This window comes from Mesorhizobium sp. RCAM 06353 (genome assembly GCF_059683585.1).
On the sequence record NZ_JCASIY010000002.1, the window covers coordinates 70,655 to 83,263 of the forward strand.

Consider the following 12,609-nt stretch of genomic DNA (forward strand, 5'->3'; position numbering starts at 1 on the left):
GCCTGCCGCCCTCCATTGCATTGCGGCCCTATGCCACCCCATCGCGCAGGTGCGCCGGGGACCCCGGCGGGTGCGGTCCGATCGTCCCCGGTCTTTGCGACTGCCATCGAGGCCGCAATGGCGCGGCCCGAGACACAAGACAAGGAACATCACCATGGCGACCATCGGCACTTTTTCTCGCTCGGAAACCGGCTTAGGTCATGTGCTGAGAAGTGTCCTTTAGCGCAGTCGTTCGAGGACTTGGCACATAGACGTCCGGGTCAAGCGTTCCCGCAGCGCAGCGAGGACAACGCTTGATGCGGCGGCGGCACGACAAGCTATTTCATGGGGTGCAGGACTAGTCCTGCACCCCTGCCACGTGGCGAACGGGAGAGCGCGAGGGGAACCCCTCGCATTCAAGGAGAAGAGTGCGCCGAAGGCGCGCCGCGTATTCTTTCTTCAGGTGCTGTCATCTGTCGGTTTCATCGACAGAATATGCACTTAAGTGGTTTTGGATCGTGTCCCAGGGAGTGGTGTAGCTGACGGCTTGGTCGCCGCGCTCTCCGGCATGGGGCCGGGATGATCAGCGTGCCACGGCTGGCAGGCTGATGAGAGGATCATCGCTCATTTGGCTGATGGTTTCCAGCGTCATGTATCTGGCGCGCTGCACGGCCCATTCGTCGTTCTGTTCGAGCAGGAGCGCGCCGACGAGGCGGACGATGGCGTCATCGTTGGGGAAGATGCCGACGACCTCGGTGCGCCGCTTGATCTCGCCGTTGAGGCGCTCGATCGGGTTGGTGCTATGCAGCTTGGCGCGGTGCTCTCTGGGGAAGGTCATGTAGGCCAGCACGTCGGGCTCGGCGTCGTCCATGATTGTCGCCAGCTTTGGCACCTTCGGCCGGATCTGGTCGGCGACGGCACGCCATTGGGTGCTGGCGGCTTCTGGCGTCTCCTGGGCAAACGCGGTGGCGATGAAGGCGGAGACGACACGGCGCCCGCTCTTGCCGGCATGGGCCAGCACGTTCCTCATGAAGTGGACGCGGCAGCGTTGCCATGTCGCGCACAGCACCTTGGTGACGGCCGCCTTGATGCCTTCATGGGCATCGGAGATGACGAGCTTGACGCCCCTGAGGCCGCGGCGGGTCAGCTTGCGCAAAAATTCCGTCCAGATTGGCTCGGCCTCAGACGTGCCGACCTCCATGCCCAGCACCTCGCGCCGGCCGTCCGCGTTGACGCCGACGGCGATGATGACGGCGACCGAGACGATGCGACCGCCGCGGCGCACCTTCAGGTAGGTGGCGTCGATCCACAGGTATGGCAAGTCGCCCTCGATGGGTCTTTCAAGGAACGCTTTGACCTTGCCGTCGATCTCTTCGCACAGCCGGCTGACCTGGCTCTTGGAGATGCCGCTCATGCCCATGGCCTTGACCAGGTCGTCGACCGAGCGGGTCGAGATACCCTGGACGTAGGCCTCCTGGATGACGGCGGTCAGCGCCTTCTCCGCCATGCGGCGCGGTTCGAGGAAACCGGGGAAGTAGGAGCCCTTCCTGAGCTTGGGGATGCGCAGTTCGACGGTGCCGGCCCGCGTCTCCCAATCGCGATCGCGATAGCCGTTGCGCTGAGCCGTCCGCAGCGGGTTCTTCTCGCCATAGCCGGCGCCGGTGGCGGCGCCCACCTCCAGCTCCATCAGCCGCTCGGCGGCAAAGCCGATCATCTCGCGCAAGATATCGGCGTCGGGGGTCTTCTCCACGAGCGTGCGCAGGTTCATCATGTCGTCGGTCATCGGTGGTTCCTTCGAATCAGGTTGGTGTCAGCAACCCGACCTTACCGGGGAACATCGATGACCGCCGCAAAGCCGCTCGCTCGCTACGGCGCTGTTGAGGGCGCGCTCGCGAGCGGCTTCGCTACCGCCGAGCTACACCACGTCTGGGGACGCGACCTGGTTTTGTTGTCTTTTTGCGCCTCCGGGTGCCTTGCTCCCGGAGAGCGCGATGGTTTCGATTATACGGGCAGTGTCCGGTGTTGATGGGATTCCGGCAGGCTTTCCAATCCTGCTCGACACGCAGATGTCGATTATCGTGCCTGCCTTCAGCTATCTGCTCGAACTCGCCACCATTCCCGGCCGCTCGCACGCGATGGAGACGCTGAGGACGTATAGCGAGCATCTGCATGATTGGTTCGACAGCCTGGAACAGAGGGGCTGGACTGGCGCCTTACAGATGAGGGAACGATCGCTGCCTACCGGAACCGGATGCTGGCAGCGCCAAGCCCTCATACAGGTCGGCCTTATGCACGTTCCACCGTGAACGATCGTGTCCGGACGATCTGCCGCTTTTATTCATGGGCGCATCGGCGCGGTCTGAACGAGGCGTTGCCGTTCGACTATGTCGAGGTGTCGCTGCGCTCAGTGCGCCGGCAGGGCATGCTGGCGCATCTGGATCACCGGCCTGCGACCGTGATGGCGAACATTCTGACTGTTTCGGAGGCTGAACATCTGCCGCGACCGCTGCGCATCGATCAGCTCCAATCCCTGTTTCAGCATCTTTCATCGCCCTATGACCTGATCGCCGAGTGGGCCTTGGCCACCGGCATGCGCCGCAAGGAACTGTGCGGTTTGCAGCTACATCAGGTTCCGGCCGTCGCTCACCTGGATATCGACGAGGACCCGCTTGTCGGTATTCCGCTGAACGTCACCAACGGCGACCGGCCGCGCACCATATATCCGCCGTTGCGACTGATCGACCGGACTCACTGGTATGTGGGAGAGCAGCGTGCGGCGCTGGTGAAGCATCGGCGCAGAACCGACGCCGGCTACCAAGCCTCATCGGCGCTGTTCCTCAACAGCAACGGCGCGCCCGTTTCGAGAGCGAGGTTTTCCGCCGCTTTCGGCGCGGCGTTTCAAGCGGCGGGGCTGACAGGATCTGGCCATTGGTTGAGGCACACATTCGCGATGTCGATGCTGGTGCGCCTGCAAAAGCAGGCAGCGACGACGCCCGACCTCAATCCGCTGAAGATCGTGCAGGTCCTGCTCGGCCATGCGTCGATCCAGACGACAGCCATCTACCTGCGCTGCGTTGAACTCCACGCCGATACGCTTGCCGAGAGCCTCGCCTATCTCTACGGCGAGCTGGTGCCGCATGGCCGTGCGTAAGAGAAGCCCGATAGATCGCCGGTTCACGGTTCCCGCCGTGCTGCCGGAGGCCTCCATTTCCCGTCTGGCGACGAACGCGATCATGTTCGTCGATGCGTGGGGCAAACCCGAGCAACGCTTCGACTTCGACCAGCTCGCGGGCCTGCCTGTCGATCTGCGCGAGCTTCTGGCCGATGCCTTTCGCGGACACTGTGCCGCTCAGACGCCGGCAACGCGACGCACGACCTGGGTAGCCGTCCGCCGTTTCGCCCGCTTCGTCGCCGACGACGGCATGATCAGCGAAGCCGGTGACGTCGATACCGCGGCGATCGGCCGGTATGTGCTCTGGCTCAAGGAGGAAGGCGCATCACGTGCACCACGTGGTGCACATGCGGTTGCTTTCGATGTTCTTCGGCCCTTGCTCATATGGTGCCAGCGCAATCGCCCGGACACGCTCGCGCCCGATCTCGATATTCCCTGGAACGCATTTCCGGGCAGCCGGACCAGTCAGCAACCACGACGCAGGCTCCCCGCCGGCCAGATCAAGGCAATCCTTCGCGCCTGCTACGAGGAGATCGATGAAGCGTGGGCACGATTCCAGCACGGGCAGGAGGTCATCCGCCGCCCCGAGCTGCCGCCCAAGACGCTGCGCGGTCAGGGCCTCGACCGATGGATATGGCGGATTGGCCGCATCGGAGGTGGCCTCATGCCGGACAGGGCCGTTCTCGAAGCGAACGGGATTAAGTCCGCCACGCTCGTCAGGTTCTGGGGCGACTACCGTACCATTGCCCAGTATTTCCAGATCAACACCGACACGTTGGTGCCCTTTCTGGCGATCGCTATCCAGACCGCCGCCAATCCGGAAGCGCTGCGGTATATTCACCGTGATTGGGTTCTTCCGCATATTTGGTGCAGGTCCCCTTCGGCCCTCCATCGGTGGGCTATTGCACGGGTCAGGCGGCTGCCAGTAGCCTGTTTCTCAGCAGTGGATATCCCGAGCGGCCGTACATCTGGCGTTTGATGGTTTTGAGACGGTTGATCTGTCCCTCGACGGGGCTGGTGCTCCAGGGCTGGGTGATGGCCGCCCGGACAGCCTCGATGTCACGGCCGATGCCTGCTGCAAGGGAAGCCAGTTCGCTGTCCGCGGAATCGGCGATCCATTGCTCGAGGCCGGCATCATCGTCGCCGCGTATCAATGCAGCAAAACGGCGGGCAAGTTTGCCCGCGATAGCAAGCTGTGGCGCGTGTTCATAAAGATGGCACAAGAACCGCTCGGTCTGTTCATCGAGAGATGTCGGGTCTTCGCTCAGCAGCCATGCACAGTTCCGGCGCGATGGCGGCGGGCGGCCGTCGGTGCTCGGGCTCCCCGCCCGCTGCAAGCCAGCGTTCGACCGTTCTCACGTTCATGCCAATCCAAGGCGCGATCTGGCGCGGCGACAGGCCGGCCTCCCGCAAGTCAAGGATTTCAGCATAGAGTTCACTGCGCTGGTCGCGTCGTGACCGGCGCAGGCCATCAAGCTTCGTGGAAGTCTCTTCCGGTGGTTCCGGCTCGGCTTCAGCGTTTCCGGCCACTTCGGACGCCATGGCCTTTCCGGCGGCGCTGACCGCCTTGCGATGGCGACCGACGGCCCGACGCAACGCTTCGCCCAGGTTCTGGAGAAGATGCCAGCGGTCGGCGACCTGGGTTGCATCGGGCGCGCCGCGACGGGCGCCCGATGCATAAACGCCGGCACGATCGCGCGCGATGACCTCGATGCCAGGATGGCGCTCCAGCCAGGATGCGACTGTGTCGGCATTTCGATCCGGCAACAGATCGAGGACGCGGTTGCGCTCCAGATCGCAGATGATCGTTCCGTAGCGCTGCCCCTTGCGCCAAGCCCAGTCGTCGATGCCGACCACACGGGGCGCTTGCGGCGGCTCGAACCCAGCCGCGCGGATCATCCGCAACAGCGTGTCGCCGCTTACCGGCATGGCCAGTTTGCGCGACAGGCGCGAGCCCGGCTCTCCGCCGACCGCGAAGCCGATCGCCAGCTGGCTTTCGCCGAGGCGAACCGTGCGTCGAGCCTTCGGTTGAACCGTCTCAGGAAGTCTCTCGGTGAAGATCCGCCGCGGGCATTGGTGATCGGCGCATCGAAACCGTCGTGCGTGAAGCTGGATTTCGACAACCCGCCCTTGCCACGGCAGATCGGCCAACCGGCGCATGTAGTGAATGTGGACGCGGCGGGTTCGGCGACCGCAACATGGACAGCACGATTCCATCGCCTTCGCACGGGCAACAAGCACAACCCTGTCAGCCTGCGGGAGAATTTGGACAATCGAAAGCTCGGGCGAAATCAGCGAGCGGAAGGAATGGAGCACGGGCAAATCACGGCGTCGACTGCGGTTCCGACTCTATGAACTTATTCGCACCGGCCGTGAATTCCCGCAACCTGCACCAAATATGCGGAAGAACCGTTGATTGCGGCGCCGCATACGGGCTTTCGGCGCGTCCATAGAGGCCGCGCTGCATGCCGCCATTCGCCATCGGCGGCATATTGGTGAGGCCCAGGCAGGCCGCGCCCGAGGCCAGCCGCCGCTCGATCGTGAATGCGTCGCGTTGGGCAACGAGGTGCTCGAACGCCGGACTGCCGGCTGCCGCAGTGAGCCCGCGCACAAGATAACTGTCCTTGGCGGTATATGGGATGCCGTCGAGCGGGCCTAGGGTGTCGCCGCGGCTGCGCCGGGTGTCGGAGGCGGCCGCCGCCTCAAGCGCGCCGGGGTTCATGACAACCATCGCATTGAGAGCCGTATCGGTGCCCGGGAGGTCATAAGCGCGGATCCGGTCACAATACGCATTGACAAGATCGACGCTCGTGACCTCTCCGGACTCGAGCGCCGCGCGCAGCTCGGCGATCGAGGTCTCGACGACATCAAAGCGGCTCATCACGCCAACTCCGCAGCCGACAGCGCCGGCTGCTGCTGCGTGATGCAGTGGATGCCGCCGCCACGCGCGAAGATCGCCCGGGAATCGACGATTACCATCCTGCGGCCGGGGTAAGCCTGCTCGAGAACGGCGTGAGCCGCGGCATCCGCCCGCTCCTCGCCGAAGCCGCACGCGACCACGCCGTCGTTTACGACCAGATGGTTGACATAGCTGTAATCGACGAAGCCGTTCTCGTCGCGGATCTCAGCGGGAGCGTCGATGTCGAGGATCTTCCATTGGCGGCCCGCAGCATCCGTCGTGGCGGCCAGAAGTACGCGGATTTCGCGCATCACCTCGTGGTCGGGGTGCGCGGAGTTCGGCTGCCGGTGCACGAGCAGGGTGCCCGGTGACGAAATAGTGGCGACGATATCGACGTGGCCGTTTGTGCCGAACTCGTCATAGTCGCGGGTCAGGCCACGGGGCAGCCAGATTGCTTTCGTGGTGCCGAGGGTGCGGGCAAGCTCGGCTTCGACCCAGGCTTTGTCGGCATACGGATTGCGGCGTGGGTCGAGCTGAACGGTCTCGGTGATCAGCACAGTGCCCTCGCCGTCGACGTGGATGCCGCCGCCCTCGTTCACCAGCACGCTCGACACCAACTCAGCGCCGGCGCGCGCGGCGATGAAGCGGGCGATCTCGGCCGATTTCTTCCACTCCGCCCATTTGGGGGCGCCCCAGCCGTTGAAAATCCAGTCGACCGCGCCGAGCACGTCCGGGTGCTCATCGTCGACCACGAAGGTGGGGCCGAAGTCGCGCATCCAGAACTCGTCGAGTGGCGCCTCGACTTGCTCAACGTGACTGCCGAGCATGCGGCGGGCACGGTCCCGCTCCGAGGCATCGACAATCATGGTCACCGGCTCGAACTCGGCGATGGCATGGGCGACCGCGGTCCAGGCGTCGTAGCCGGCCTGCTTCCAGCCCTCACCTTCGCCGAGAACGATGCCCTCGCGCGGAAATGCCATCCAGGTACGGTCGTGTCGTGCGGTTTCAGACGGCATGCGCCAGCTCATCGTGCCACCTCCATGTGGTCGGTGGATGCCGCTAAGGCATCCGTGTTTTGGATTTCATGCGCTACGCCCGCGCAGCTACGGGTTCTCGAAAAGTCTCCTGCCGCTCGATCCTGAGCCTGACGTCGATGCCGAAATCTCGATATGCCCGGCGTGGCAGGAGACTTGAGTGAGGCCCGCTCGGCTCCGGGGCCGGTGACAGACCGGGATACATCGGTCATAGTGCGCCTCCTCAATGAGATCACCAAGTATATTGATCGGACGATCAATATACTTGGTGATAGCCAGACTGGAGCAATATTCAAGCCCTGGATTCGGTAAATTTCATCTGGCGCAGGACGGCGACCATCTCACGGGATGCTATGAATATCACAAGGGTTTCATCGAAGGTGGGCTTGAGGCGCATTTGCTGCGGCTGACCTGGTTTGAGGAGGGGCCCAAGAGCGGACCCGCATTGATGGTCGCCAAATCCGATGGAAAAGGTTTTGTCGGCTTTATGGGAGGATGCCGGGTCTACGGATGACTGGCACAATGACTGGAACCTGAAAAAGCTGTCCAACGATGTGGGCTCGTGCCCCCAGTGGAAGCCGAAGAGTGCCAAGACAAACATTATTGCAACATCCCTGTCGCAAGAGGGTCGCATCCGGCTCTATGGGATCAATTTTGATACAGACAGCGACAAGATTCGAGCAGATGCCAAGCCCGCCATCGATCAATTGGCGGCGGCTCTGAAGGCGAACAGCAAGTGGAAACTGACCATTGAGGGGCACACACAGATGCGTCAGGCACGCCGACCAAAAATCAGGATCTCAGCGCGCGCCGCGCGGCGTCGGTCAAGCAGGCACTCGTTGAGGCCGGCATTGCCGCAAATCGACTTATCACAATCGGCTACGGGCAAGACAAGCCGGTGGCCTCCAATGATACTGAGGAAGGTCGCGCTCAGAACCGGCGTGTCGAAGCGGTTAAGAATTAAGCCGTGATTTTGCTGCTTGGCGCGGTCTGGTGTCGTTACAGAATTCGAGCGGTGGAAATCGATAATACCATTTCCGGGTGATTAGTTCGGAGTGGCCTTTTGCGGCCACCAATTGAAACAAGTCTGAGATTTGATGCGATTTGGGTCAGCTTCGACACTTCGCGGCGAAGATGCGGTCGAGTCCGTCGATGGTTTGGAGGTATGTGTTGGCGATGGGTTGGTCGACATGAACCCAAAGCGTTTCGGCCGGCTGGAGTTCGGGCGTATAGGGTGGCAGGTAGGTGAGCTCGATGCCACCGGGTATGCTCAGGCCTTGCTGCGTGTGCCATCCGGCGTTGTCGATGAGGAGCCACCGTAAGCTGAACATGCCAGCAGAGCTGGCCTTCATGGCAAGCGGCAAGCCAATACAAGCTGTATCTCCCGGAGCGAACGGGATAAGCCGCAACCAGAAAGAGCGTGCGTGGCTGATCACGCAAAAAGCCGACGCCATCGCTCCTAACGACAAAAACGAGAAGGTCAGGTAGATTCCACCAGACCCTCGTTCACTTTACATCCCCGGAACGAACATCGGGTTGCCGCTTTTGGTTTGGCTGGCTGGAACCTCCTCCTGAAGCACGTCCCAGTGCTCAATGATCTTGCCTTTTTCAACGCGGAACATATCGACCGCGATCATCGGTTTGGGGCCAAAACCTGTGTACCGGCCGCGCACCATGACAATGTCGCCGTCGGCGACAACGGCACCCATTTCATATTTGAAGCCCGGCGGAGGGTTCGATACAAATCCCTTGATGACGTCCCTCCCGTTGGGAAACATGGGATTGTGTTGGATATATTTCTGGCTCCAGTATTTGTCGACAACCGCCGGATCATGATCGATGAAGAGGCCGGTAACAGCCCTAATGACCAGTGCCCTGTTTTTCGCAGGACCCGCATGTGCAGCGTCTGTAAGGCTTATGATGGCGACAGCCGCAAATACGCCAGCGCGCATGAAGTTCTTCAAAGACATAGGTTCTCCAATTCAGTTGACCATCGAAATGCAGCTATTCTCAGCTGCATCGGATCGCCGGGATGAACCCCACAAATCCTGAGACCATAGTTAGAGAATTGGCCATCTCGTTGTAAGAAGGCAGTTTTTAATGGGCCCAATGACCTCATAGCTGTTCAAAAACGACAGCCAATCGAACAAAAGAAGAACACAATTATCTCTTTGTCGAGAACTCCCGAACACGCCCCCAGAAGCCTTCCTTGCGTCGATGCTTGTCCTGTAGCGATGCCAGGAAGGCGGCATGATCCCCAAGATTGGCGTAGTCCGGAATTGCACTGTGCAGCGATTGGCACTCCGCGAGATGGCGGGCGGCATGACGGTATCGGGTCGACTTTGCGTGGTCCAACGTGTCACTGATCATAGCGCGTCGCAGCAGCACGGCGGCGAGCGGATAGGCTCCTTCGAGGGTTCGTGCGGCTGGATCCAACAGATAATAGGCATTGCCATCGATCTCAGTATGGCGTTGGAGGATGAGTTTGGCGGCTTGCTCATGCGCCGGCCATTCGATGAGAAAATCCAATGCCGACCCCATATTGGGGAAGGTCAACGCATGGGTTAGAGCTTTTTCTTCGGCGATGACATCGTCGAAGTCAGCAAGCCGCTTCAGATAGTCTCGCAGACGGTCACGGAGAAGGTGCTTTTCAAAGCTGTCCCAACGAATCTGCTGTGCCCTTTCAGGCTCGCCTGTCGCGTCGAGCACATCGATATACACGTCCTCCCATTCGGAGTGACCAAAATAACTATGGTATCCATCAATCCAGAGATCATGAGTGGCGACGGCCTCTTCGTTCGGCGCACCTTTCTGTAGTGCGATCATCGCCTCTTGTGCGCGCCCTGCCGTGAGAAGCCGTCGCGCAATGCCGGCGGCGACCCTCGGTGTCTGCCGCGCTTTCAGCGGGGTAAGAGCAATGAAAGCGTCAACGTCGTTCTCGCCATCGGCTATTTCCTGCAGGGTCCGCGCAATGGCGGGCGTCCGATGATCGTATTCGCCATTTCTTCGCGGGAGTCGATCAAGGGCGTCATGAAGCCTGGCTTTCAAATGATCGATGCCCTCTTTGCTCAGCGCCAGCATGATGGCGGGGATCAATCGGTCATATTCGCCGTAATGATTGTTGGTAACGGCGTCGAACGTCTGCTTGGCAAGCAGCAGCGGCTTTGGCTTGGCCTTGATGGCGACCCCTCCCAATTCATGACCGGCCTGCCGAAAGATCTCGCCAACGATGCCATTGCTGTCATCGACCCGATTGATGACCGGTTCCGCGAGGGCCATGCCTCCGATTTGGCCTCGATCCGCGCCAGCTCTTCAAACCCAAGGCTCCAGTGTTCCGCGAGTTCTTGTCTGCTCCAAGTCCGGCCCATCGGCGCGCCCTCGTTCGAGTATTAATCAGAGCCATCCTACCCAGACCTTCGGCCGGAGTTGCTGGGATGTTCCTTTCGTTGTCGTTTTTCAACAGCTATGAGGTCATTGGGCCATTTAAGTGCAGTGCGACAGCGGGTCCGTATCTTCGAGCGCGGCAAGCACCAGCGGCTCGCGCTCGAACATATCCTCTGCCACATGGCGGGCCTGGGCACCCATGTCGCGCGTCGGCCAGCCCACGGGCGCTCCCCGCGACGCTGTCCGTGGCGCCGGCAAAAGTCTGCTTGGCAGAGCCGGCCGCCTCGCTTGCCATTTCCATCGCGGAGCTGGCCGCGCCGGTTACTGAATATGCACTGGTCCCTCCGGCGGAACTTGGCGATCATGCCAGACGACTCAGGGTGATATGTCGGGTACAGCGAGCGCCAGCCCAAGAGGCATGGCTACGCTAGAAAGACTATTGCGGTTGCCGCTTGCGTAAACCCACACCAATAAACGATGCAAAAAGCAGCGACGGGATGCCTTCCGCACTCGTCGCTTTGATTTTCATTCGCTGTGCGACTTGAGGAAGTCGACAGTCCTCGTAATCAAGGCGTCAACTGTCTTGGCGCTCTGCTCGACGCCGAAGCCATGATCGACCGGTTCAGCCCAAATATTCGCGAGAACAGGTTGCGGAAAGACGATGGTACCCTTGGTACCAACGGCCAGCAGCAGTGGACCGTGATAGCGTGCAATCTCGCCGGCGGGTTGCACAGCGTATAGGCTCTCAGAGAAGCGACCTTTGAGCGGGATTTCCTTGCCATCGCCGAGCTTCGCCGAATAGACTTATCGCCCGCTTTCAAGCCTTCAGCCATCTGCTTCTTGCCAAAGATAGAAATAAACGCCGCTGGAAGATTGATGGCGGGGTCTAGAGCACGACGGCCTTTAAGGGCGTTTTCGTCCGGCCGGCGACCGCGGCCGAGACCGCCGTCTGGCCGATCGCGCTCGCCGGGCAGGCGCTGCCCTGCACAGGTGGGGCGGGGCTAATAGTATCGTGCCTGGCGGCGAGTAACCTTGAGGGGCTCGAGCTGCCTCAGCACCGTATTGGAGAGCCTGCCTATAACGGGCCCCGTGCCGTCGTCGCGCTTTCCGAAGAAGTCCTCTGCCCACGGCAACCAGAGCGTCCTATCGAGGACAAAGCATGTTGCCTGCGGCATTCCGAATCACATCCGAGATGAGGGTTGCCAGCTAATGCGTGGGCAGGCAGGAGTGGCGCGCCAACGGCACACGGCCGTACATATGCAATGCAAAATAGTACGAGGAAACCGATGCAACACCTCACCCGCCGTCATGCCCTCTGCGCGCTCGCTGCCCTTTTTGGTGGACAACACGCCCATGCTCAAACTTCTGTACAAGGCGGGCCTGATTCAACGCCGGAGCCCACGAGTTCTTTTGGAGGGAAACGGAAAGTCACGCTCGGCAGGCCGACCACGTTCGAAGCGCATCCTTGGCACGTCGAACTCAATATTGCCAAAAGGAAATGGGTTGGGCAGTGCGGTGGAGCGGTGATCGGAAAGCGCTGGATCCTCACAGCGGCGCACTGTTTAGCGAATGCAACAGTCGACGAGGTCGAGGCCTTTGTAATGGATGGCGTTTCGTTAGATGTAAAGGAGCTTATTGTTCACCCAGGATATAAAAAGAAAACATTAGAACATGATGTGGCGCTCGTGCGGGTGCACAGTACGCGACCCGCAACGCCCATTCGCCTTGCTCGCCACGGTACGCAAATTGCTATTGGCGAGGACCTTACCGTGACGGGTGAGGGAGCTACACAATATGGTGGAGAATCATCAGACCAGCTCCTAGAGGGCAAGGTCCCGTACGTCGACAACGAAACGTGCAGCCAAGCGAGCCGCAAATATAAAAGGATCGGATCCCTTCCTGGGATGATGTGCGCCGGAAGCGAAAGCGGCTGGACCGATGCTTGCCAGGGGGACAGTGGAGGTCCTCTGACCAAAGGCCATGGCAAGAACGCCATCTTGGTTGGAATTACATCGTGGGGGGACGAATGCGGAAAGACATACGGTGTGTATACGCGCGTGTCGTATTATCGCGAGTGGATCATGAACCGTATCGGTGACTGAGGCGGCGAGTCGGGATGCGTGCAGGATGGAAAGTTCACG

15 protein-coding genes and 1 pseudogene are annotated in these 12,609 nt (G+C 60.9%); 6 read left to right on the plus strand and 10 right to left on the minus strand.

The window, feature by feature from the left end; genetic code table 11:
• Positions 1-562 precede the first annotated feature (562 nt).
• A complete protein-coding gene (locus tag AC56QX_RS36565; RefSeq protein WP_497118699.1) occupies positions 563-1,762 on the minus strand; it encodes an IS256 family transposase in 1,200 nt (399 codons plus the stop codon).
• Between the two features lie 208 nt (positions 1,763-1,970).
• Here AC56QX_RS36565 and AC56QX_RS36570 point away from each other — a divergent pair, with 208 nt between their 5' ends.
• The 3 genes from AC56QX_RS36570 to AC56QX_RS36580 all read left to right on the plus strand — a co-directional run bounded on the left by AC56QX_RS36570 (position 1,971) and on the right by AC56QX_RS36580 (position 4,130).
• On the plus strand, positions 1,971-2,285 hold the full coding sequence (locus AC56QX_RS36570; RefSeq protein WP_497118700.1) for a hypothetical protein: 315 nt from the start codon (positions 1,971-1,973) through the stop codon (positions 2,283-2,285).
• Between the two features lie 116 nt (positions 2,286-2,401).
• Entirely contained in the window at positions 2,402-3,130 is a 729-nt protein-coding gene (locus AC56QX_RS36575) for a tyrosine-type recombinase/integrase (protein ID WP_497118701.1), read from the plus strand.
• Complete coding sequence (locus AC56QX_RS36580) at positions 3,117-4,130, plus strand: site-specific integrase (protein ID WP_497118702.1); 1,014 nt, start codon at positions 3,117-3,119, stop codon at positions 4,128-4,130. Before AC56QX_RS36575 ends, AC56QX_RS36580 begins: the two co-directional genes overlap by 14 nt.
• Here the strand turns inward: AC56QX_RS36580 and AC56QX_RS36585 are convergent.
• From AC56QX_RS36585 to AC56QX_RS36600, 4 genes and pseudogenes are all read right to left on the minus strand, one after another.
• Complete coding sequence (locus AC56QX_RS36585) at positions 4,063-4,374, minus strand: transposase (protein WP_497118703.1); 312 nt, start codon at positions 4,372-4,374, stop codon at positions 4,063-4,065. The two genes, AC56QX_RS36580 and AC56QX_RS36585, sit on opposite strands and share 68 nt — an antisense overlap.
• A 16-nt stretch (positions 4,375-4,390) precedes the next feature.
• Positions 4,391-5,467, minus strand: coding sequence for an ISL3 family transposase (locus AC56QX_RS36590; protein WP_497118704.1), 1,077 nt, complete (start codon positions 5,465-5,467; stop codon positions 4,391-4,393).
• Positions 5,468-5,561: 94 nt separating this feature from the next.
• Positions 5,562-6,032, minus strand: a pseudogene (locus AC56QX_RS36595) (amidase family protein); the annotation flags it as partial.
• Positions 6,032-7,078, minus strand: coding sequence for an agmatine deiminase family protein (locus AC56QX_RS36600; protein ID WP_497118705.1), 1,047 nt, complete (start codon positions 7,076-7,078; stop codon positions 6,032-6,034). The gene AC56QX_RS36600 and the pseudogene AC56QX_RS36595, both read right to left, overlap by 1 nt.
• A gap of 271 nt (positions 7,079-7,349) precedes the next feature.
• Here AC56QX_RS36600 and AC56QX_RS36605 point away from each other — a divergent pair, with 271 nt between their 5' ends.
• Together AC56QX_RS36605 and AC56QX_RS36610 are read left to right on the plus strand one after the other, a co-directional pair.
• Positions 7,350-7,598, plus strand: a complete 249-nt coding sequence (locus tag AC56QX_RS36605; RefSeq protein ID WP_497118707.1) for a hypothetical protein — start codon at positions 7,350-7,352, stop codon at positions 7,596-7,598.
• A complete protein-coding gene (locus AC56QX_RS36610) occupies positions 7,549-8,055 on the plus strand; it encodes an OmpA family protein (RefSeq protein ID WP_497118708.1) in 507 nt (168 codons plus the stop codon). The genes AC56QX_RS36605 and AC56QX_RS36610 overlap by 50 nt, the downstream gene beginning before the upstream one ends.
• A gap of 138 nt (positions 8,056-8,193) precedes the next feature.
• Here the strand turns inward: AC56QX_RS36610 and AC56QX_RS36615 are convergent, their stop codons facing one another.
• The 5 genes from AC56QX_RS36615 to AC56QX_RS36635 form a co-directional block, all read right to left on the minus strand.
• The gene (locus tag AC56QX_RS36615; protein ID WP_497118709.1) at positions 8,194-8,538 is read right to left on the minus strand and encodes a transposase; all 345 of its coding nucleotides are present in this window, start codon (positions 8,536-8,538) and stop codon (positions 8,194-8,196) included.
• Between the two features lie 57 nt (positions 8,539-8,595).
• The gene (locus AC56QX_RS36620) at positions 8,596-9,054 is read right to left on the minus strand and encodes a nuclear transport factor 2 family protein (RefSeq protein ID WP_497118710.1); all 459 of its coding nucleotides are present in this window, start codon (positions 9,052-9,054) and stop codon (positions 8,596-8,598) included.
• A 193-nt stretch (positions 9,055-9,247) separates the two neighbouring features.
• Entirely contained in the window at positions 9,248-10,363 is a 1,116-nt protein-coding gene (locus AC56QX_RS36625) for a DUF6880 family protein (protein WP_497118711.1), read from the minus strand.
• Between the two features lie 204 nt (positions 10,364-10,567).
• Positions 10,568-10,690 (minus strand): hypothetical protein, encoded by a 123-nt coding sequence (locus AC56QX_RS36630; protein WP_497118712.1) that lies wholly within the window; start codon positions 10,688-10,690, stop codon positions 10,568-10,570.
• Between the two features lie 303 nt (positions 10,691-10,993).
• The gene (locus AC56QX_RS36635) at positions 10,994-11,200 is read right to left on the minus strand and encodes a hypothetical protein (RefSeq protein WP_497118713.1); all 207 of its coding nucleotides are present in this window, start codon (positions 11,198-11,200) and stop codon (positions 10,994-10,996) included.
• Positions 11,201-11,754: 554 nt separating this feature from the next.
• On the opposite strand from AC56QX_RS36635, the gene AC56QX_RS36640 reads away from it, so the two are divergent.
• Positions 11,755-12,570 (plus strand): serine protease, encoded by an 816-nt coding sequence (locus AC56QX_RS36640; protein WP_497118714.1) that lies wholly within the window; start codon positions 11,755-11,757, stop codon positions 12,568-12,570.
• Positions 12,571-12,609 lie beyond the last annotated feature (39 nt).